The sequence below is a fragment of the Streptomyces sp. NPDC028910 genome (genome assembly GCF_055564955.1).
The window spans coordinates 178,999-199,536 of the sequence record NZ_JBVHVF010000008.1; the positions used below are offsets into that span (position 1 = coordinate 178,999).

Consider the following 20,538-nt stretch of genomic DNA (forward strand, 5'->3'; position numbering starts at 1 on the left):
ACGTACACTTGTCGGTCCCATACAGGCCGGTCGCCTGTTCCCGGGCCAGAACCCCGGGAAGAGGTGACCGGCCTTCTCGTCCCTTCTGAGAGGTGTGCGCATGACAAGCACCGTTCCCGGCCCCGTCGCCCGTACGGCCGACGACTCGGCCCTCCAAGCGGTGCTGCTCGACATGGACGGCACCCTCGTCGACACCGAGGGCTTCTGGTGGGAGATCGAGGCGGAGATCTTCCACGAGCTCGGGCACCGGCTCGACGAGTCCTGGCGCGACGTGGTCGTCGGCGGCCCGATGACCCGCAGCGCGACCTTCCTGATCGAGGCGACCGGCGCCGCCATCGGCCTCGCCGAGCTGAGCGTCCTGCTCAACGAGCGCTTCGAGGCCCGCATCGCCGACCGGGTGCCGCTGATGCCGGGCGCCGAGCGGCTGCTGAGCGAGCTGGCCCGGCACAACGTGCCCACCGCCCTCGTCTCCGCCTCCCACCGGCGGGTCATCGACCAGGTCCTGCTCAGCCTCGGCCGCGACCGCTTCACGATGACGGTCGCCGGTGACGAGGTGGTCCGTACCAAGCCGCACCCCGACCCGTACCTCTTCGCCGCACGGTCGCTCGGCGCGCACCCCTCGCGGTGCGCGGTCATCGAGGACACCCGCACCGGTGTGGCGGCCGCCGAGGCCGCCGGCTGCCGGGTCGTGGCCATCCCCTCGGTCGGCGTGATCGAACCGGCCCCGGGGCGTACGGTCGTCCGCTCGCTGGAGGACGTGGACCTGGCCTTCCTGCGCTCCCTCATCGTCCCGATGAACTGACCGGGACCACCGCCCCCACCCACACGGCCGGCCCCGCCGGCCCCACCGGCCCGCTCCGCGCCGGCATACACCGACACACACCGGCATAGACGGACACTCACGGACACCTCCCGCGCACGCTCCGTACCGAACGGAACGCCTGCCGGATCAGGATCCTGCGGAAGAATCTTCCGCCGAGGGCCCTGGAGGCTGAAATTCCATCCCCTCCAGGGCGGTTGCTCAGGGTGACCTTCGTCACCCGCCAGACCCCCGACGGGCCCACCCCCGACCTCCTGCCCCTTCCCTTGTGTCCGGATTGATCAGCCCCTGACCGAATCTGCGGGGCCCTGCGCGTGAACAGGCAGTTCGCTCCCATCACGGTGCGATTACGCCCCAAGTCCGGCCAGTTCCAGCCATCCCGCCCCGGGCCACTAGTGTCGGGGCGGGCACTGCGCCGCACCTCAGCCGCCCCGGCACACACCCCTGTGCCGGGACCGCGTGGACCGATCGTCACTACACCGGCCCGATCGTTCCGCCCTGAACGGGCGACCGCCGCGAAGTGCCCTTTACACCGCTTTGAGCAAGCGCCGGTCACAGGGAGTACTTCCAGCATGAACCGCAAGACCATGGTGCTGACGGCCGCGGCCGGACTGCTCACCCCCACACTGGCGGCCTGCGGCAGCGCCAGCGGCGGAGGAGCGGGATCCGGAGCGATCGTCGTCGGCACCACCGACCGGTTCGAGGCCGCAGACTTCGCTCCCGCCCCCTTCGACCCGGCCTACGCCTACGACGCCGGCGCCTGGAACGTCCTGCGCCAGACCGTCCAGACGCTGATGCACACCCCGCGCGGCGGCGGCCAGCCCGTCCCCGAAGCGGCCTCCGCCTGCCGCTTCACCGACGCCGGCAACGAGAGCTACCGCTGCACCCTGCGCCCCGGGCTCAAGTTCGCCAGTGGCGACCCGCTCACGGCCAAAGACGTCAAGTTCTCCATCGACCGCGTCCGCGCCATCAAGGACGAGAACGGCCCGTCCTCGCTGCTCTCCACCCTCGACAACGTCGAGGTCCAGGGCGCCGACACCGTCGTCTTCCACCTGAAGACCCCCGACGCGACCTTCCCGCACAAGCTCTCCACCCCCGCCGCCGGCATCGTCAGCGAGAAGAACTACGACGCCAAGAAGCTCCGCGAGGGCTTCGCCGTCGACGGCTCCGGCCCGTACACGATGAAGGCCGAAGTCAAGGACAACCAGCTCGTCCGCGCCGTGTTCACCAAGAACCCGCACTACAAGGGCGACCTCAAGCTCAAGAACGACAAGGCCGAACTGCGCACCTACCCCGACTCCGCGGCCATGGGCAAGGCGCTCACCGACGGGAAGATCCACATGGTCTCCCGCACCCTGTCGCCCACCCAGATCAGCGAGTTCTCCGCCAAGCCCCCCAAGGGCGTCAAGCTGGTCCCGATGCCCGGCCTGGAGATCCGCTACCTCGGCTTCAACACCGAGGCACCGGTCGTCAGGGAAAAGGCCGTACGCCAGGCCCTCGCCGCCGCCGTCAACCGGGACGCCCTCATCTCCAAGGTCTACGGCAAGGCCGCGCAGCCGCTCTACTCACTGGTCCCCACCAGCGTGAACGGCCACGTCAACTCCTTCTTCAACAAGTACGGCGAGGCCAACACGCCCAAGGCCGCCGCCCTGTTGAAGGAGGCCGGGATCAAGACCCCGGTCAAGCTGACCCTGCACTACACCAACGACCACTACGGCGACGGCACGGCAGCCGAGTTCGAGGCTCTGAAGGCCCAGCTCAACTCCACCCAGCTCTTCGACATCACCGTCCAGGGCAGCGAATGGTCCGACTTCCGCCCCGCGCAGAAGAAGGGCGACCACGCCGCCTACGGGCTCGGCTGGTTCCCCGACTACCCGGACGCCGACAACTTCCTCGCCCCGTTCCTGGAGCAGGACAACTTCCTGGGCACGCCGTACGCCAACAGCACGGTGCGCACCAGGCTCCTCCCCGAATCCCGGCGCGCGGCCGACCGTAACATCGCCCTCCCCGCGATCACGGAGATACAGGACATCGTCGCCGAGGACGTGCCCGTCCTGCCTCTGTGGCAGGGCAAGCAGTACGTCGCCGCACGCGACGGGATCACCGGAGTGGAGTGGTCGGTCAACGCCATCTCCGACCTCCAGCTGTGGGAACTCGGCCGCGGTGTCAGCGGCTGACAACGGCACCAACCGGCAGCGGGTTCCGCGGGCCGGCGCAACGAAACAGTTCGACTGTGAAGGACGTTCGCGTGATGAGACGTAACCAGTGGTTGGCGGCCCCGCTCGGCGCAGCCACCGCCGCCGCGCTGCTCAGCGGTTGCGGTTCGACGGATGGCTCCAATGCCGGCGGCGGCAAGGGCGTGGTCATGGGCATATCCGACAAGGTGAAGTCCACCGACCCGGCGGCGGGCTACGACCCCGGCTCCTGGCTGCTCTTCAACAACGTCTTCCAGTCGCTGCTGAGCTTCCCCAAGGGCGGTACCACCCCCGAGCCCGACGCCGCGCAGAGCTGCGGCTTCGAGGGCGGTGACAGCAAGCTCTACAAGTGCACCCTGCGGTCCGGTCTGAAGTTCAGCAACGGCCACAGCCTCACCTCGAAGGACGTCAAGTTCTCCTTCGAACGCACGCTGAAGATCAACGACGAGAACGGCCCGGCCGTGATGCTCTCGTCGATCGCGGGCATCGACGCCCCCGACGACAAGACCGTCATCTTCCGCCTCAAGACGTCCGACGCGACCTTCCCCAGCAAGATCGCCTCGGGTGCGGGCTCCATCGTCGACCACAGCGAGTACCCGGCGGACAAGCTGCGTACGGACAACAAGGCGATCGGCTCCGGCGTCTACAAGCTGGACGCGTTCAGCGACAAGAGCGCCACCTTCTCCGTCAACGACTCCTACAGCGGCAAGGCCAAGGCCAAGAACACCGGCGTCACGCTGAAGTTCTTCAACGGCGACCAGGCCGGCCTCAAGACGGTCCTGGAGAGCGGGGACGTGGACTTCGCGTTCCGCGGCCTCGCCGCCAAGGACATCGCCGCCCTCGCCTCGACCAAGACCGGCGACAACAAGGTCGACGTCGTCCAGGGCACCGGCGCCGAAGTCGAGCACATGGTCTTCAACATCAACGACCCCGTCGCCGGCAAGCTCCCCGTCCGCAAGGCCATCGCCTACCTCGTGGACCGCGAAGCACTCGTCAAGGACGTGTACGCGGGCACCGCCACCCCGCTCTACTCCATCGTCCCGACCGGCATCGCCGGACACACCACGGCGTTCTTCGACCGCTACGGCGGCAGCCCGCAGCCCGAGAAGGCCAAGGCCGTCCTCAAGGCCGCCGGCATCAACGGCAAGGTCAAACTGACCCTGTACTCCACCCCGACCCGCTACGGCCCCTCCACCGACCAGCAGTTCGAGGTCATCGCCAAGCAGCTCAACGACAGCGGGCTCTTCGAGGCCGACGTCAAGTCCGTGGAGTTCGAGCAGTACGAGAAGGACATCCAGGCCGGCAAGTACGGCGTGTACGTCAAGGGCTGGGTCCCCGACTACCCGGACGCCGACAACTTCACGCAGCCGTTCTTCGGCCCGGGCAACGTCCTGAACAACAACTACGAGAACAAGGAGATCAACGGGACGATCATCCCGTCGACCTCCGCGAAGTCCGACCGCACCGCGGCCAACACGGACTACAACCGGCTCCAGGACATCGTCGCCGACGAGATCCCGCTCCTTCCGCTCTGGCAGGGCAAGCAGTACGCCGTCACCCGCCAGAACGTCAACGGCCTCCAGTGGTCCCTCGACGCCTCGACCGTCTTCCGCTTCTGGGAGATCAGCAAGGGCTGACCCCCTTTTTTTTGGGGCTCGCTCGCCTCCGGGGGCGCTGATGTCGGCTCCAGGAGGGCGTACGTCCTCGAAAACCGCTCGTTCCTCGCGGTTTTCTCCGGGCGTTCGCCCTCCTTCGCCGACGCGCCCCCTTCGGCTCACTCGCCCTGTGCGGCCTCCGGCAGGGTCTAGTGCTGTGGCCGGAAAGGTTTGCCGGGTCGCGGCGTCCGGTGCGGTGGATCGCAAGGCGGAGGACCGCGGCTCGTACTGGACGTACTTGCGCGGTCCGACAACGCCGCGAGGTGCCGTGCCGGGCGCCGTGACCCGGTGAACCTTTCCGGTCACAGCACTAGTTGGAGCCGGGACGCACCAGACCGCTCTCGTACGCGTACACGGCCGCCTGGACCCGGTCCCGCAACCCCAGCTTCGTCAGCACGTGCCCCACATGCGTCTTGACCGTGGTCTCGCTCACGAACAGGTCCGCCGCGATCTCCGCGTTCGACAGGCCCCGCGCCACCAGCTTCAGCACCTCCACCTCACGCTCGGTCAGCGTCCCCAGCGTGTCCGGGACGCTCTCCTCACCCGACGGCAGGTGCCCCGCGTACTTGTCCAGCAGCCGCCGCGTGATGCTCGGCGCGAGCATCGCCTCGCCCCCCGCCACCACCCGGATCGCCTGCACCAGCTCATTGGCCGGCGCGTCCTTCAGCAGGAACCCGCTCGCCCCCGCCCGCAGCGCCTCCACCACGTACTCGTCCAGGTCGAACGTGGTCAGCACCAGCACCTTCGCCGGCCCGTCCCGGCCCGGACCGGTGATCTGCCGGGTCGCCTCCACCCCGTCCATCCGCGGCATCCGGATGTCCATCAGCACCACATCCGGCTGCAGCGCCCGCACCTGGTCCAGCGCCTGCAGACCGTCCCCGGCCTCACCGACCACCGCCAGGTCCTCCTCGGCCTCCAGGATCATCCGGAAACCGGTGCGCAGCAGTGGCTGGTCGTCGACCAGAAGGACGCGGATGGCCACGGGGTCTACCTCGTATTCGTCGGACGGCTTCGGCGGACGCCGCCCATTCTGCCCTGGCCGGACGCTCAGGAATCGGCCGGCCGAGCCGTCTCCACCGGCGCCGCCTCCGCCGCGGGCTTCGGGATGATCATCAGAGGATAGGCCGGGGGAGTCCCGCCGAACTCGGGACACACCGCCCGATGATCACACCAGCCGCACAGCTTCGTCGGCCGCGGCCGCCACTCACCCGTCCGCGTCGCCTCCCGGATCGCCTCCCACAACGCGAGGAGCTTGCGCTCCACCCGCTCCAGATCCGCCACCACCGGGTCGTACGTCAACACGTCCCCGCTGCCCAGATACACCAGCTGCAGCCGCCGGGGCACCACCTGCTTCAGCCGCCACACCACCAACGCGTAGAACTTCATCTGGAACAACGCACCCTCGGCATACTCCGGCCGCGGCGCCTTGCCCGTCTTGTAGTCGACGATCCGCACCTCACCCGTCGGCGCCACGTCCACCCGGTCGATGATCCCCCGCAACCGCAGCCCCGACTCCAGCTCCGTCTCCACGAAGAACTCCCGCTCCACCGGCTCCAGCCGCGTCGGGTCCTCCAACGTGAACCACCGCTCCACCAGCGCCTCGGCCTCCGTCAGCCACCGCGCCAGCCCCGCCCCCTCGTCACCCTCCGGGAACAGCTCCGCCAACTCCGGCCTCGCCTCCAGCAGCCGATCCCACTGCCCCGGAATCAACGCCTTCGCCCGCGGCGCCGTCCGCTCCACCGCCGGATCATCGAAGAGCCGCTCCAGCACGGCATGCACCAGCGTCCCGCGGGTAGCCGCCGCACTGGGCTTCTCCGGCAGCTTGTCGATCACCCGGAACCGGTACAACAGCGGGCACTGCATGAAATCGCTCGCCCGCGAAGGGGAGAGCGAAGCGGGCGCCACAGCGCTCGGCGCGTCGGCATCGGCTGCGCCTGGCACAGCACCGGGGCTCGTCGTCATGCACGAAACCCTACGACCCGCCACCGACAGCACGCGCATACCATCGACGCCAAGACCCCGCACCCTGCATGATCGGAGCAACACCACCCGCTCCAGCACACAACGCCACACACGATCAGCACCCCACTCGAAACACCAGCACCGAACGAAGGACAGCCGTGGCAGACACCGACGAAACCGGCGAGCGCCCAGGCCGGCGCTCCGGACCGGGCGGCGGAATCCTCATGGGCCGCCCCTTCGGCGTGCCCGTCTACGTCTCACCCAGCTGGTTCCTCGTCGCCGCCCTCATCACCTGGGTCTTCGGCGACCAGCTCGACCGCGTCCTGCCCGACCTCGGACCCGTCCGCTACCTCGTCTCCCTCTTCTTCGCCGTCGCCTTCTACGCCTCCGTACTGGTCCACGAACTCGCGCACACCGTCGCCGCCCTCCGCTTCAAACTCCCCGTGCGCCGCATCCAGCTCCAGTTCTTCGGCGGAGTCTCCGAGATCGAAAAGGAATCCGAGACCCCCGGCCGCGAATTCGTCCTCGCCTTCGTCGGCCCCCTGCTCTCCCTCCTCCTCGCCGGAGCCTTCTACCTCGGCATGAAAGCCGTCGACCCGGCCACCGTCCCCGGCGTCCTCCTCGCCGGCCTGATGATCTCCAACCTCCTCGTCGCCGCCTTCAACCTGCTCCCCGGCCTCCCCCTCGACGGCGGCCGCATGCTCCGCGCCCTCATCTGGGGCATCACCGGCAAACCCATGGCCGGCACCGTCGCCGCCGCCTGGGTCGGCCGCGCCCTCGCCGTCGCCGTCCTCCTCGGCCTGCCCCTCCTCACCCACACCGGACTCCTCGGCAACAGCACCCAGGAGATCGGCGGCATGGACACCGTCATGGACGCCCTGCTCGCCGCCATCCTCGCCGCCATCATCTGGACCGGCGCCGGCAACAGCCTGCGCATGGCCCGACTGCGCGAACACCTCCCCGAACTACGCGCCCGCACCCTCACCCGCCGCGCCATCCCCGTCGAGAACGCCACCCCCCTCTCCGAAGCCCTGCGCCGCGCCAACGAAGCCGGCGCCCGCGCCCTCGTCATCGTGGACGGCCACGGAGACCCCACCGCCATCGTCCGCGAGAGCGCCATCGCCTCCGTCCCCGAACACCGCCGCCCCTGGGTCGCCGTCAGCACCCTCGCCCAGGACCTCACCGACGGCATGAAGGTTTCCGCGGATCTCACCGGCGAAGAACTCCTCGACCGCCTCCGCGCCACCCCCGCCACCGAATACCTCGTCCTCGAACCCGGCGGCGAGATCTACGGCGTCCTGTCCACCCTCGACGTCGAAAAAGCCTTCGTGAAGGCCATGGCGCGGCCCCAGTCCTGAAGCCAATACACTGGTCACATGTCCGAACCGACCGGTGCCGCCCGCCGACGCGGGCCCTTCGAGGTCGGGGACCAGGTTCAGCTCACCGACCCCAAGGGCCGCCACTACACGTTCACGCTCGAAGCCGGGAAGAATTTCCACACCCACAAGGGTTCCTTCCCGCACGACGAGCTGATCGGTGCTCCCGAGGGCAGTGTTGTCCGCACCACGGGCAACGTCGCGTACCTCGCGCTGCGCCCCCTGCTCCCCGACTATGTCCTGTCCATGCCCCGCGGCGCCGCCGTGGTCTACCCCAAGGACGCGGGCCAGATCCTGGCCTTCGCCGACATCTTCCCCGGCGCCCGCGTCGTGGAGGCAGGCGTCGGCTCCGGCTCCCTGAGCAGCTTCCTGCTGCGCGCCATCGGCGACCAGGGCATGCTCCACAGCTACGAGCGCCGCGCGGACTTCGCCGAGATCGCCACGGCCAACGTCGAGCGCTACTTCGGCGGCCCCCACCCCGCGTGGCAGCTCACCGTCGGCGACCTCCAGGACAACCTGTCCGACAGCGACGTCGACCGCGTGATCCTCGACATGCTCGCCCCCTGGGAATGCCTGGAGGCCGTCTCCAAGGCACTCGTCCCCGGCGGCATCCTCTGCTGCTACGTGGCCACCACCACCCAGCTCGCCCGGACGGTCGAATCCATCCGCGAGTTCGGCTGCTACGCCGAGCCGCAGCCCTGGGAATCGATGATCCGCAACTGGCACGTCGAAGGCCTCGCCGTCCGCCCGGACCACCGGATGATCGGCCACACCGGCTTCCTCGTCACCGCCCGCCGCCTCGCGGACGGCGTCGAGCCCCCGCTGCGCCGCCGCCGCCCCTCCAAGGGCGCCTACGGCGAGGACTACGAGGGCCCCGGCAGCGACCGCTCCGCGTAACGGCACGGCCGACCCAACACGACGGCGCTGTGGCGCAGTTCCCCGGACGATCCGGGAACTGCGCCACAGCGCCTCTTCGTTGTCCGGGTACCGGCGGCCGGTACCCCACCGCGGGTACCCGGCGGCCCAGCCGGTCCGGCCCCACCGGACCCGGCCGTTCCACCTCCGTGTGAGGTGTGGCACGATGCTGGCTCCCCGTCACCCGTCACCCGTCGCACAGGAGACACCCCGAGTGCAGCACAGCCCCGCCCAGCTGGCGCCGACATCGGAAACCCTGGCGCACAGCGGCACCAGGCCCATCCACTGGCTCGCCACGGCCACCGCCATGGCCGCCGTCATAGCCGCAGCGGGACTCGTACAGCCGGCCACCGGCACCGCCGCGGCCACGGCAGCCCCCACCGCGAACGGCCCCCGGGCCGCCGCTCCCGACGCGACCGCGGTCACCTACCCCCTCGACTGCAAGGGCGCACCGCACACCGTCACCACCACCGCCCAGGGCGACCTCGACGGCGACGGCCGCCCCGAGACCGTGGCCGCCGTCCGCTGCCAAGCCGGCTCCGGCACCCCACCCCACGCGATCTACGTACTCACCCAGGACCCGACCACCCACAACGCCCGCCCCCGCGTCGTGGCCACGCTGCTCGACACCCCGCAACGCCAGACCGCCACGGAACTCACCGTGCGCGACCGAGTCGTCACCGCGAGCCTCCTCGGCTACTCCGCACCCGAGATCCCGCGCTGCTGCCCCGACAAGAAACAGCTTGCCAAGTGGCGCTGGGCCGACGGAAAATTCCGCCAGGAGCTGACGGACCCGGCCGCCAGGAGTGTTTGAAACGTCACTCCGCGTCGGGGCCGAACACTTCCACCCTGTCCGAAACGCGCCTTACGTGAATACAGTCCCCCGGACATTCCTTCGCCGAGTCGACCACGTCCTGGAGCAGCGTCAGCGGAACCGGAGCGGTCGCCCCCGCCTCCTGCAGCAGCTCGTCCTCCGCGCTCTTCACATACGCCAGACCATCGATGTCCAGCTCGAACACCTCAGGCGCGTACTGCGCGCAGATGCCGTCCCCGGTGCACAGGTCCTGATCGATCCAGACCTCGAGCGCCTCGCCGGCCTCGTCGGCCACGCCCGTCGGAGCCTCCTGCTGCACGGTCATATCTCCTGCCGTTTCCTGCGCTGAGTGATCCATCCCGATCACAACTCGCAGCAAGTCGCGCGAGCCCTGACGGGTGTTGAACACTTCGACCTTACAACCGGCTGCTTCCCGAGTTTGATGGGTGGGTATTTCCTTGGCGTGAGGGAGTACGCAAGGGTGAAGATCGGACACACCTCTACCGTCTTTGTGATCTAGGGGTTTCAATCACCACCAGCCCAGGTAGGGTCAGGAAGCGTCCAGCTCCCCTTGGAGGAGGTGAGGACCGTGGCAGCCCACGACGACGACATCAACCGCGGCATCCGGCCCGGGCGAGGGTCTGAGGACCCCGCCGGCCAGGTTGCCTATCTCGAGCAGGAAATCGCCGTCCTGCGACGTAAGCTCGCCGACTCTCCGCGACACACGAGGATTCTCGAAGAGCGGATCGTCGAGCTGCAGACAAATCTGGCCGGCGTCTCCGCACAGAACGAACGACTCGCGAATACCCTCCGTGAGGCCCGCGACCAGATCGTGGCCCTCAAGGAAGAAGTCGACCGGCTCGCACAGCCGCCGGCAGGCTTCGGTGTCTTCCTGCAGGCCAACGAGGACGGCACCGTCGACATCTTCACCGGAGGCCGAAAGCTCCGCGTGAACGTCAGCCCCAGCGTCGACCCGGAAGACCTCCGGCGCGGCCAGGAAGTCATGCTCAACGAGGCCCTCAACGTGGTCGAGGCCATGGAATTCGAGCGGGCCGGGGACATCGTCACCCTCAAGGAGATCCTCGAGGACGGCGAGCGCGCCCTGGTCGTCGGCCACACCGACGAGGAAAGGGTGGTGAGGCTCGCCGAGCCGCTCCGGAACATCACCATCCGCGCCGGCGACGCCCTCCTGCTCGAACCCCGCTCCGGCTACGTCTACGAGGTCGTCCCCAAGAGCGAGGTCGAGGAACTCGTCCTCGAAGAGGTCCCCGACATCGACTACGACAAGATCGGCGGCCTGGGCGACCAGATCGAGCTGATCCGCGACGCCGTCGAGCTCCCGTACCTCTACCCGGACCTGTTCAAGGAACACGAACTGCGCCCCCCCAAGGGCATCCTGCTCTACGGCCCCCCCGGCTGCGGCAAGACGCTCATCGCCAAGGCCGTGGCCAACTCCCTTGCCAAGAAGGTCGCCGAGGTGACCGGCCAGCCCGCCGGGAAGTCGTACTTCCTGAACATCAAGGGCCCCGAGCTCCTCAACAAGTACGTCGGCGAGACCGAGCGGCACATCCGCCTCGTCTTCCAGCGTGCCCGGGAGAAGGCGAGCGAGGGCACCCCCGTCATCGTCTTCTTCGACGAGATGGAATCCCTCTTCCGCACCCGCGGATCCGGCGTCAGCTCGGACGTGGAGAACACCATCGTCCCGCAGCTCCTCGCCGAGATCGACGGCGTGGAAGGCCTCGAGAACGTCATCGTCATCGGCGCCTCCAACCGCGAGGACATGATCGACCCGGCCATCCTGCGCCCCGGCCGCCTCGACGTGAAGATCAAGATCGAGCGCCCGGACGCCGAAGCCGCGAAGGACATCTTCGCCAAGTACCTCAAGGCCTCCCTGCCCCTGCACGCGGACGACCTGTCCGAACACCAGGGCTCCACGGCCGGCACCGTCCACAGCATGATCCAGACCGTCGTCGAGCAGATGTACGCCGAAACCGAGGAGAACCGCTTCCTCGAGGTCACGTACGCCAACGGCGACAAGGAAGTCCTCTACTTCAAGGACTTCAACTCGGGCGCGATGATCCAGAACATCGTGGACCGTGCGAAGAAGATGGCGATCAAGGCCTTCCTCGAGCACAACCAGAAGGGCCTGCGGGTCTCCCACCTCATCCAGGCCTGCGTGGACGAGTTCAAGGAGAACGAGGACCTGCCCAACACCACCAACCCGGACGACTGGGCCCGCATCTCCGGAAAGAAGGGCGAGCGGATCGTATTCATCCGCACCCTCGTCACCGGAAAGCAAGGCGCGGACAGCGGACGCTCCATCGACACGGTGGCCAATACCGGTCAGTACCTCTGATAGGCGGAGCGGCTGCGGATGCCCTCCCCGGGCATCCGCAGCCGACTGCTTTACCCGGAGTACCCGACTGCTATACCGGCCGCTTTTCAGCCGGTGACAAGGCACATCCAATGACGGAAATGATCTCCCCACGAGCGCGCAGTGGTTCTAGGCTCTTCCGTACCGCCGGACGCGCAGTGCGGGGACGGGCACCGCACAGGCATACGCACCGGAGCACCAGCGGTACTTGAGCGCCGCTCCCGAAGGGGAGCGCCGCCGGGCAAGGAGGGCCGCATGACCGTACGGCGAGTAATGGGGATCGAGACGGAGTACGGGATCTCTGTCCCCGGGCACCCGAACGCCAATGCCATGCTCACCTCGTCCCAGATCGTCAACGCCTACGCGGCGGCGATGCACCGGGCGCGACGTGCCCGCTGGGACTTCGAGGAGGAGAATCCGCTGCGGGACGCCCGCGGCTTCGACCTCGCCCGCGAGGCCGCCGACAACAGCCAGCTCACCGACGAGGACATCGGCCTCGCCAACGTCATCCTCACCAACGGCGCACGGCTCTACGTCGACCACGCGCACCCCGAATACAGCTCACCCGAGGTCACCAACCCGCTCGACGCCGTCCTCTGGGACAAGGCCGGCGAGCGGATCATGGCCGAGGCCGCCGTACGGGCCGCCCAGCTCCCCGGCGCCCAGCCGATCCACCTCTACAAGAACAACACCGACAACAAGGGCGCCTCCTACGGCACCCACGAGAACTACCTGATGAAGCGGGAAACCCCCTTCTCGGAGATCGTGCGCCACCTGACCCCCTTCTTCGTCTCGCGACAGGTCGTGACCGGCGCGGGACGCGTGGGCATCGGGCAGGACGGCCGCGACCACGGCTTCCAGATCAGCCAGCGCGCGGACTACTTCGAGGTCGAGGTCGGCCTGGAGACCACCCTGAAGCGGCCCATCATCAATACCCGGGACGAGCCGCACTCCGACGCCGAGAAATACCGCCGCCTGCACGTGATCATCGGCGACGCCAACCTGTCCGAGATCTCCACCTACCTGAAGCTCGGCACGACCGCGCTTGTCCTGTCCATGATCGAAGACGGGTTCATCAACGTCGACCTGGCCGTCGACCAGCCCGTACGCACCCTCCACCAGGTCTCCCACGACCCGGACCTGGGGCACCTCATCACGCTGCGCAGCGGCCGGACGCTGACCGCCGTACAACTCCAGATGGAGTACTTCGAGCTGGCCCGGAAGTACGTGGAGGAGCGTTTCGGTTCCGACGCGGACGACCAGACCAAGGACGTGCTGACCCGCTGGGAGGACGTGCTGGGCCGGCTGGAGAGCGACCCGATGAGCCTGTCGGGAGAGCTGGACTGGATCGCGAAGCGGGAGATCCTGGAGGGCTACCGGCGCCGGGACGCGCTGGGCTGGGACGCGGCGCGGCTGCACCTGGTGGACCTCCAGTACGCGGACGTACGGCCCGAGAAGGGCCTCTACAACCGCCTGGTGGCCCGCGGCAAGATGCAGCGGCTGGTGCGGGAGCCGGACGTGGAGCGGGCCCAGAGCAAGCCGCCGGAGGACACCCGGGCGTACTTCCGGGGGCGCTGCCTGGAGCAGTACGCGGACGACGTGGCCGCGGCCTCGTGGGACTCGGTGATCTTCGACCTCCCGGGGCGTGACTCGCTCCAGCGGGTCCCGACGCTGGAACCCCTGCGGGGGACCCGCAACCACGTCAAGGAGCTCCTGGACCGCTGCCGTACGGCGGAGGACCTGGTCCGGGTGCTTTCGGGGCAGTGAGGGGGCCTGAAAGGCGTCCGGCCCGGGAATCATGAAGAGAACCGCACGTTATGAAAGTGCGGGGACGAATGTCGGACCCTCCTTGTAGGGTCGGACGTAGGGTCTGATCTTGAGGGATCCCGAATCCCGGGGTCCCTCGATGTGAGCGTGCGAACCGAGCGGGGTGAGGTAGACATGGCGACCAAGGACACCGGCGGCGGACAGCAGAAGGCGACGCGCTCGACCGAGGAGGTCGAGGAGGCGGCGGTCGAGGAATCGACCGACCTCAAGGAGCGCCAGGAAAAGCTCTCCGACGACGTCGACTCCGTACTGGACGAAATCGATGATGTGCTCGAGGAAAATGCCGAGGACTTCGTTCGGAGTTTCGTACAAAAAGGCGGCGAATAGCCTTCGAATCCAAGGTGAATCCGCCAGGCTGGGGCCATGTCCAACGGTTCCAAATTGTGTCGTGGTTGCGGCCGCGATGTGCCCCTGAGCGGATTCGCCTCGGATCGCAATCGAGGGGACGGTCTCCAGACCAGATGTCGCGAGTGTGTGGCGGCGTACAGCGCCGATCACTACAGGCGACGTCAGGCGGCCAGAGGCAAGGTCGTCAAGGAGAAGGTGGAAGTCCCGCAGGGATGGAAGCTGTGTCGGCAGTGCGGTGAGATCAAGCCGCACAGCGACTGGCACAAGAACGCAACAGCTTCTGATGGGCTGTCTACACGGTGCAAGGCCTGCCGGGCCGTTCAGGGTCGGGCGGGTCACCTCAAGCGTTCCTACGGAATGACGGAGGCTGAGCGCGACGCGATGATCGCAGCGCAAGGCGGCGTTTGCCTCATCTGTCTGAAGGCTCCAGCCGTGCATGTGGATCATTGCCACACCACGGGTAAGGTCCGAGGCGTACTGTGCTTCAACTGCAACACGGCCATCGGCAAGTTGGGTGACGATCCTGACGCTGCCCGTCGGGTCGTCTCATATCTGGAGGGACACGCGTGGAAGCCAACAATCGTGGCACAGGGCGTCTACCGGCAGCCTTCCTGACGCCGGGGTCGTCGTCCTTCATGGACTTCCTGGGCGCGCACTCGCCCGAGATGCTGCCCGGCAACCGCAAGCTGCCGGAGGGTGTCGTCGAGGCGCCGCACGGGACGACCATCGTCGCCGCCACCTTCCCCGGTGGGGTCGTGCTCGCCGGTGACCGGCGGGCGACCATGGGGAACATGATCGCGCAGCGGGACATCGAGAAGGTGTTCCCGGCCGACGAGTACTCCGCCGTGGGCATCGCCGGTACGGCCGGCCTGGCCGTGGAGATGGTGAAGCTGTTCCAGCTGGAGCTGGAGCACTTCGAGAAGGTGGAGGGGACGACCCTTTCGCTGGAGGGCAAGGCGAACCGGCTGTCCACCATGATCCGGAGCAATCTGGGCATGGCGATGCAGGGGCTGGCCGTCGTACCGCTGTTCGCGGGGTACGACGAGGCCATGGAGAAGGGCCGGATCTTCTCGTACGACGTGACCGGTGGCCGCTCGGAGGAGCACGGTTTCGCCGCGACCGGTTCCGGTTCGATCTTCGCCCGCGGTTCCATGAAGAAGCTGTACCGCGACGACCTGACGGAGCAGCAGGCCACCACGCTGGTCGTGCAGGCGCTGTACGACGCCGCCGACGACGACTCGGCGACCGGTGGTCCGGATCTGTACCGCCGGATCTTCCCGATCGTCACCGTCATCACCGACGAGGGCTTCCGCAGGCTCAGCGAGGAGGAGTCCTCGGAGCTCGCGCGGGCCATCACGGAGCGGCGCATGGAGCAGCCCGACGGGCCGCGCGCGGCCCTGCTCTGATCACTCCTCGTCTCCTCGTCGCCCAGAAGAAAGGGACGGAAAGCCGGTGTCGACTCCGTTCTATGTGTCACCCCAGCAGGCCATGGCGGACCGGGCGGAATACGCCCGGAAGGGCATTGCCCGTGGTCGCAGCCTTGTCGTGTTGCAGTACGCCGACGGCATCGTGTTCGTCGGTGAGAATCCGTCCCGTGCGCTGCACAAGTTCAGTGAGATCTATGACCGGATCGGTTTCGCGGCCGCCGGTAAGTACAACGAGTACGAGAACCTGCGGATCGGTGGTGTGCGGTACGCGGATCTGCGGGGGTACACCTATGACCGTGATGATGTGACGGCCCGTGGGCTGGCGAACGTGTACGCGCAGACGCTGGGCACGATCTTTTCGAGTGCGGGTGAGAAGCCGTACGAGGTGGAGTTGGTCGTCGCGGAGGTGGGTGCGACGGCTGCCGGGGATCAGATCTATCGGCTTCCGCATGACGGGTCGATCGTGGATGAGCACGGTTCGGTCGCGGTGGGTGGCAATGCCGAGCAGATCAGTACGTTCCTTGATCAGCGTCATCGGGACGGGATGACTCTGTCGGAGGCGTTGAAGCTGGCGGTGCAGGCGCTGTCCAGTCAGGCGAACGGTGCGGAGAAGACGATTCCGGCGGAGCGGCTGGAGGTGGCGGTGCTGGACCGGACGCGGGCGCAGCAGCGCAAGTTCAAGCGGATCCGGGGTCGGCAGTTGGCGCGGTTGCTGGAGGCGGATGTGCCGGCGGCGGCGCAGGCGGATGCGGTGTCGAATGACGAGGCCGCGGAGGACGACGCGGAGTAGTCCGTACGTTGCGTGGTGCCCCGGTCTGCCGTTTTCGGTGGGCCGGGGCTTCGTCGTGTTCGGGGTCAGGGGGTGGGGGCGGGGCCGGAGGAGTCGCGGACGATGAGGTGGACGGGGATGTCGGGGGCGGTCCAGGGGGTGCCTTCGAGGACGGCGAGGAGGGCGGTCATGCCTTGTTCGCCGACGCGTTCGGCGGGGAGGTGGACGGTGGTGAGTTCGGGTTCGACGGCGGTGGCGAGGGCGAGGTCGTCGAAGCCGGTGACGGAGAGGTCCTCGGGGATGCGCAGGCCGAGGCGGCGGGCGGCCTTGCAGGCGCCGGCGGCGAGGATGTCGTCGTCGCAGACGATGGCGGTGGGGCGGTCCTGGGGGGTGGCGAGGGCGGTTTCCATGGCCGTGCGGGCGCCGTCGACGGTGAGGGGGGACCGTACGGTGCGCAGCTGGGTGTGGGGGCCGAGGAGGGTGGTCAGGGCTTGGGCGCGGGTGTCGAAGGTCCAGGAGTCGACGGCGGAGGCGATGTGGAGGAAGCGCCGGTGGCCGAGGGTGAGGAGGTGTTCGGTGATCTGGCGCATGCCGTCGGCCATGGCGAGGTTGACGTGGGCGGCGGCGCTGCCGGCGGCGGGGTCGCTGTCGAGCATGACGAGGGGGAGGGTGTCGCCGCCGATGGCGTGGAGGGCGTCGGCGGCCATGGAGGAGGCGATGACTCCGTCGAGTGCGGCGCGGGCTGAGGCGAAGGGGTCGCGGGCGGGGCCGGTGCCGTCGGGGGAGGGGTAGAGGACGACGCCGAAGCCGTGTTCGGCGGCGACGCGGGCGGCGCCGGTGTAGACGCGGGCGAAGAATTCGTTGGTGAGGGCGGGGACGACGAGGAGGGCGGTGCGGGTGGAGCCGAGGCGGAGGTTGCGGGCGGCGAGGTTGGGGCGGTAGCCGAGGCGGGTGGCGGTTTCGCGGACGAGGATGGCGGTGCGTTCTGAGACACGGCCGGGCCATTTGTCGCCGAGGACGAGGGAGACGGTGGCCTGGGAGACCCCGGCGGCGGTGGCCACGTCGCGGCTGGTGGGTCTCGTCACAGGTGGCTCCTGAAGTGCGAGGTCGGCGGTGGTGGGGGTGTGTGCGGGGTGGACCGCTGGACTGTGGCCATGGTACGTATGACCCGTCACGTTATACGTATTACCCCGGCGGGTTCGGGGCTGAAGGGGGCGCACATGGCCGCGGGATACGCGGAGCTGCTCGGGACCCGGCATGCCGCGAGGCTGCTGGTGGGCACGCTCATAGGGCGGCTGCCGAACGCGACCGCTCCGATCGCGATCGTGCTGTTCACGCGCGCCGAGGGCGGCAGCTACAGCCTCGCGGGGGCGCTGGCCGCCGCGTACGGGCTGGCCAACGCGGTGGGGCAGCCGCTGCTCGGCCGGGCGGTGGACCTGTTCGGGCAGCCGCGGGTCCAGCTGCCGGCGGCGGTCCTCTCCGCGCTCGGGATGGTGTGGCTGGCGCTGGTGGGCACGGGGTCGGCGGTGGCCGCGTATGCCGCGGTGGTGGTCGCCGGGCTCTTCACGCCCCCTCTGGAGGGCGGGCTGCGGGCTCTGTGGCCGGGCGTGCTGGGGGGCCGGGAGGAGAAGGTGCACGCCGCGTACGCGATGGACGCGGTGGCGCAGGAGGTCATGTTCACCGTCGGTCCGCTGCTGGTGACGCTGTTCGTGGCGCTGTGGTCGCCGGCCGGGGCGCTGCTGGCCATCAACGCGGTCGGGGTGCTGGGCGCCCTCTCGGTGGTGGTCAGCGAGCCGTCCCGTACGTGGCGTTCGGCGCCGCGGGAGGCCCACTGGCTGGGCGCCCTGCGGTCGCGGGGGCTGCTGGCGCTGCTGGGTGCCTTCTTCTTCGTGGGTACGGCGCTGGGCTCGATCACGGTGGCTGGTGTGGCGTACGCGGACGATCACGGGAACCAGGCCGTGTACGGCTGGCTGATGGCGGCGCTCGGGCTGGGCGCGCTGATCGGTGGTGTGGTCTACGGGGCCCGGCAGTGGGCGGGTGCGCCCGAGCGGCGGCTGCGGATGCTGGTGGCGTTGCTCGCGCTCTGTTACCTGCCGTTGATGCTGACTCCGGAGCCGGTGGCGATGACGGCCCTGGCGGCGCTCTCCGGTGTGTTCCTGGCGCCCGCGCTGGCGTGTGCGTTCATCGTGGTGGACCGGCACGCTCCGGCGGGCACGGTGACGGAGGCGTTCTCGTGGCTGGTGACCTTCTTCGGGGTGGGGGCGGCCATCGGCACGGCCGTCGCCGGTCCGGCGGTGGAGCTGGGTGGTACGGCGGCGGGTTTCGGTGTGGCGAGTGTCGCGGGCGGCGCGGCGCTGCTGGTTCTGATGGTCACTCAGCGGGTGCTGGCGACTGCCGGTCCGAGCCGTGCGGTGGCTGGTTCGTCCGGGGGAGTGCCGGGCGGTTCCCGCGACGTGCCGTCCGGGGCGCCGTCGGCTGGCTGATCCGTGGGCGTGTCGGACGGGCTCGGCGGCCCGTCCGTGGGCGTGTTCTTCGGCCGCTCGTCCGAACTGATCGAAACGGCGCTCCCGAACCCGGTTTCAGAAGAGGGCAGAAGGCGTAATGTTCAGTCATGGACCGCCGCATTTTCGGGCTGGAGAACGAGTACGGCGTCACGTGCACGTTCAGGGGACAGCGCCGACTGTCTCCTGACGAAGTGGCGCGCTACCTCTTCCGCCGTGTTGTGTCATGGGGCCGCAGCAGCAATGTCTTCCTGCGGAACGGCGCCCGCCTCTACCTCGACGTGGGTTCGCATCCGGAATATGCAACTCCCGAATGCGACAACGTGACCGAACTGGTCACCCACGACAAAGCAGGCGAGCGCATTCTCGAAGGACTGCTCGTCGACGCCGAACGCCGCCTGCACGAGGAGGGAATCGCGGGCGACGTCTACCTCTTCAAGAACAACACCGACTCGGCGGGCAACTCGTACGGCTGCCACGAGAACTACCTGGTGGCCCGGCACGGGGAATTCTCCCGCCTGGCGGACATTCTCATTCCGTTCCTTGTCACGCGGCAGCTGATCTGCGGCGCCGGCAAGGTGCTGCAGACCCCGCGGGGTGCGGTCTACTGCGTGAGCCAGCGGGCCGAGCACATCTGGGAGGGCGTCAGTTCCGCCACGACGCGCTCGCGGCCGATCATCAACACCCGGGACGAGCCGCACGCGGACGCCGAGCGCTACCGCCGGCTGCACGTGATCGTGGGCGACTCGAACATGTCCGAGACGACCATGCTGCTCAAGGTCGGGGCCACCGACCTGGTGCTGCGCATGATCGAGGCGGGCACGGTGATGCGGGACCTCACCCTGGAGAATCCGATCCGGGCGATCCGCGAGGTCAGCCACGACACCACGGGTCAGCGCAAGGTGCGCCTGGCGAGCGGCCGGGAGGCCTCGGCGCTGGAGATCCAGCGGGAGTACTACGACAAGGCGGTGGACTTCGCCGAGCGCCGGGGGATCCGTACCGGCGTGGTGGACCAGGTGCTGGAGCTGTGGGGCCGCACGCTCGACGCGATCGATGAGCAGGACCTGGACCGGATCGGGACCGAGATCGACTGGGTCATGAAGTACCAGCTGATCGAGCGGTACCGGGCCAAGCACAACATGACCATGTCGAATCCGCGGGTGGCTCAGATAGACCTCGCGTATCACGACATCCATCGCCGGCGCGGTCTGTACTACCTGCTGGAGCGCAAGGGGCAGGCGGCGCGGATCTGCAACGACCTGAAGATCTTCGAGGGCAAATCGGTGCCCCCGCAGACGACGCGGGCGCGGCTGCGCGGCGACTTCATCCGCCGGGCGCAGGAGCAGCGGCGGGACTTCACGGTCGACTGGGTGCACCTGAAGCTCAATGATCAGGCGCAGCGGACGGTGCTGTGCAAGGACCCGTTCCGGTCGGTGGACGACCGGGTGGAGAAGCTGATCGCGGGCATGTAGGAGCGCGGTGTGACGTCGCACTCGTCACCGGGGCCCCGTACGTCTCTCGTACGGGGCCCTGTGCACGGCTTAGAGTGGCGGGC

At 68.6% G+C, this 20,538-nt stretch carries 18 protein-coding genes; 14 read left to right on the forward strand and 4 right to left on the reverse strand.

Going from position 1 to position 20,538, the window contains the following annotated elements; genetic code table 11:
- The first annotated feature begins 100 nt into the window (after positions 1-100).
- The 3 genes from ACZ4TV_RS13590 to ACZ4TV_RS13600 all read left to right on the forward strand — a co-directional run bounded on the left by ACZ4TV_RS13590 (position 101) and on the right by ACZ4TV_RS13600 (position 4,652).
- The gene (locus ACZ4TV_RS13590; protein WP_468134002.1) at positions 101-802 is read left to right on the forward strand and encodes an HAD family hydrolase; all 702 of its coding nucleotides are present in this window, start codon (positions 101-103) and stop codon (positions 800-802) included.
- 590 nt (positions 803-1,392) lie between these two features.
- Entirely contained in the window at positions 1,393-2,997 is a 1,605-nt protein-coding gene (locus ACZ4TV_RS13595) for an ABC transporter substrate-binding protein (RefSeq protein ID WP_468134004.1), read from the forward strand.
- A gap of 71 nt (positions 2,998-3,068) precedes the next feature.
- Positions 3,069-4,652 (forward strand): ABC transporter substrate-binding protein, encoded by a 1,584-nt coding sequence (locus ACZ4TV_RS13600; RefSeq protein WP_468134006.1) that lies wholly within the window; start codon positions 3,069-3,071, stop codon positions 4,650-4,652.
- Positions 4,653-4,980: 328 nt separating this feature from the next.
- Here ACZ4TV_RS13600 and ACZ4TV_RS13605 read toward each other — a convergent pair whose 3' ends face one another.
- Together ACZ4TV_RS13605 and ACZ4TV_RS13610 are read right to left on the reverse strand one after the other, a co-directional pair.
- Positions 4,981-5,652 (reverse strand): response regulator, encoded by a 672-nt coding sequence (locus tag ACZ4TV_RS13605; protein ID WP_468134008.1) that lies wholly within the window; start codon positions 5,650-5,652, stop codon positions 4,981-4,983.
- Positions 5,653-5,717: 65 nt separating this feature from the next.
- Positions 5,718-6,632 carry a RecB family exonuclease gene (locus ACZ4TV_RS13610; RefSeq protein WP_468134010.1) on the reverse strand — a complete coding sequence of 305 codons (915 nt, stop codon included), beginning with the start codon at positions 6,630-6,632 and terminating at the stop codon, positions 5,718-5,720.
- Between the two features lie 68 nt (positions 6,633-6,700).
- Between ACZ4TV_RS13610 and ACZ4TV_RS13615 the strand changes: the two genes are divergently transcribed.
- The 3 genes from ACZ4TV_RS13615 (at position 6,701) to ACZ4TV_RS13625 (ending at position 9,737) form a co-directional block, all read left to right on the forward strand.
- A complete protein-coding gene (locus tag ACZ4TV_RS13615) occupies positions 6,701-7,990 on the forward strand; it encodes a site-2 protease family protein (protein WP_468134012.1) in 1,290 nt (429 codons plus the stop codon).
- Positions 7,991-8,008: 18 nt separating this feature from the next.
- Positions 8,009-8,905 carry a tRNA (adenine-N1)-methyltransferase gene (locus ACZ4TV_RS13620; protein WP_468134014.1) on the forward strand — a complete coding sequence of 299 codons (897 nt, stop codon included), beginning with the start codon at positions 8,009-8,011 and terminating at the stop codon, positions 8,903-8,905.
- A gap of 232 nt (positions 8,906-9,137) precedes the next feature.
- Entirely contained in the window at positions 9,138-9,737 is a 600-nt protein-coding gene (locus ACZ4TV_RS13625; protein WP_468134016.1) for a hypothetical protein, read from the forward strand.
- Between the two features lie 4 nt (positions 9,738-9,741).
- Here the strand turns inward: ACZ4TV_RS13625 and ACZ4TV_RS13630 are convergent, their stop codons facing one another.
- Positions 9,742-10,062 (reverse strand): ferredoxin, encoded by a 321-nt coding sequence (locus tag ACZ4TV_RS13630; RefSeq protein ID WP_468134018.1) that lies wholly within the window; start codon positions 10,060-10,062, stop codon positions 9,742-9,744.
- Between the two features lie 264 nt (positions 10,063-10,326).
- Here ACZ4TV_RS13630 and arc point away from each other — a divergent pair, with 264 nt between their 5' ends.
- The 6 genes from arc to prcA all read left to right on the forward strand — a co-directional run bounded on the left by arc (position 10,327) and on the right by prcA (position 16,503).
- Entirely contained in the window at positions 10,327-12,093 is a 1,767-nt protein-coding gene (gene arc / locus ACZ4TV_RS13635) for a proteasome ATPase (protein WP_468134020.1), read from the forward strand.
- Positions 12,094-12,366: 273 nt separating this feature from the next.
- The gene (gene dop / locus ACZ4TV_RS13640) at positions 12,367-13,878 is read left to right on the forward strand and encodes a depupylase/deamidase Dop (RefSeq protein WP_468134022.1); all 1,512 of its coding nucleotides are present in this window, start codon (positions 12,367-12,369) and stop codon (positions 13,876-13,878) included.
- A 174-nt stretch (positions 13,879-14,052) separates the two neighbouring features.
- Entirely contained in the window at positions 14,053-14,265 is a 213-nt protein-coding gene (locus ACZ4TV_RS13645) for a ubiquitin-like protein Pup (protein WP_030233608.1), read from the forward strand.
- Between the two features lie 402 nt (positions 14,266-14,667).
- On the forward strand, positions 14,668-14,901 hold the full coding sequence (locus tag ACZ4TV_RS13650) for an endonuclease VII domain-containing protein (protein WP_468134119.1): 234 nt from the start codon (positions 14,668-14,670) through the stop codon (positions 14,899-14,901).
- Entirely contained in the window at positions 14,853-15,692 is an 840-nt protein-coding gene (gene prcB / locus ACZ4TV_RS13655) for a proteasome subunit beta (RefSeq protein WP_468134024.1), read from the forward strand. The genes ACZ4TV_RS13650 and prcB overlap by 49 nt, the downstream gene beginning before the upstream one ends.
- A 46-nt stretch (positions 15,693-15,738) precedes the next feature.
- The gene (prcA, locus tag ACZ4TV_RS13660; RefSeq protein ID WP_468134026.1) at positions 15,739-16,503 is read left to right on the forward strand and encodes a proteasome subunit alpha; all 765 of its coding nucleotides are present in this window, start codon (positions 15,739-15,741) and stop codon (positions 16,501-16,503) included.
- A 65-nt stretch (positions 16,504-16,568) separates the two neighbouring features.
- Here prcA and ACZ4TV_RS13665 read toward each other — a convergent pair whose 3' ends face one another.
- Positions 16,569-17,567: a LacI family DNA-binding transcriptional regulator gene (locus ACZ4TV_RS13665; protein WP_468134028.1), complete on the reverse strand. Its 999-nt coding sequence runs from the start codon at positions 17,565-17,567 to the stop codon at positions 16,569-16,571.
- Positions 17,568-17,702: 135 nt separating this feature from the next.
- Here ACZ4TV_RS13665 and ACZ4TV_RS13670 point away from each other — a divergent pair, with 135 nt between their 5' ends.
- The gene (locus ACZ4TV_RS13670; RefSeq protein ID WP_468134030.1) at positions 17,703-18,965 is read left to right on the forward strand and encodes an MFS transporter; all 1,263 of its coding nucleotides are present in this window, start codon (positions 17,703-17,705) and stop codon (positions 18,963-18,965) included.
- 128 nt (positions 18,966-19,093) lie between these two features.
- Positions 19,094-20,455 carry a Pup--protein ligase gene (pafA, locus tag ACZ4TV_RS13675; protein ID WP_468134032.1) on the forward strand — a complete coding sequence of 454 codons (1,362 nt, stop codon included), beginning with the start codon at positions 19,094-19,096 and terminating at the stop codon, positions 20,453-20,455.
- Positions 20,456-20,538 lie beyond the last annotated feature (83 nt).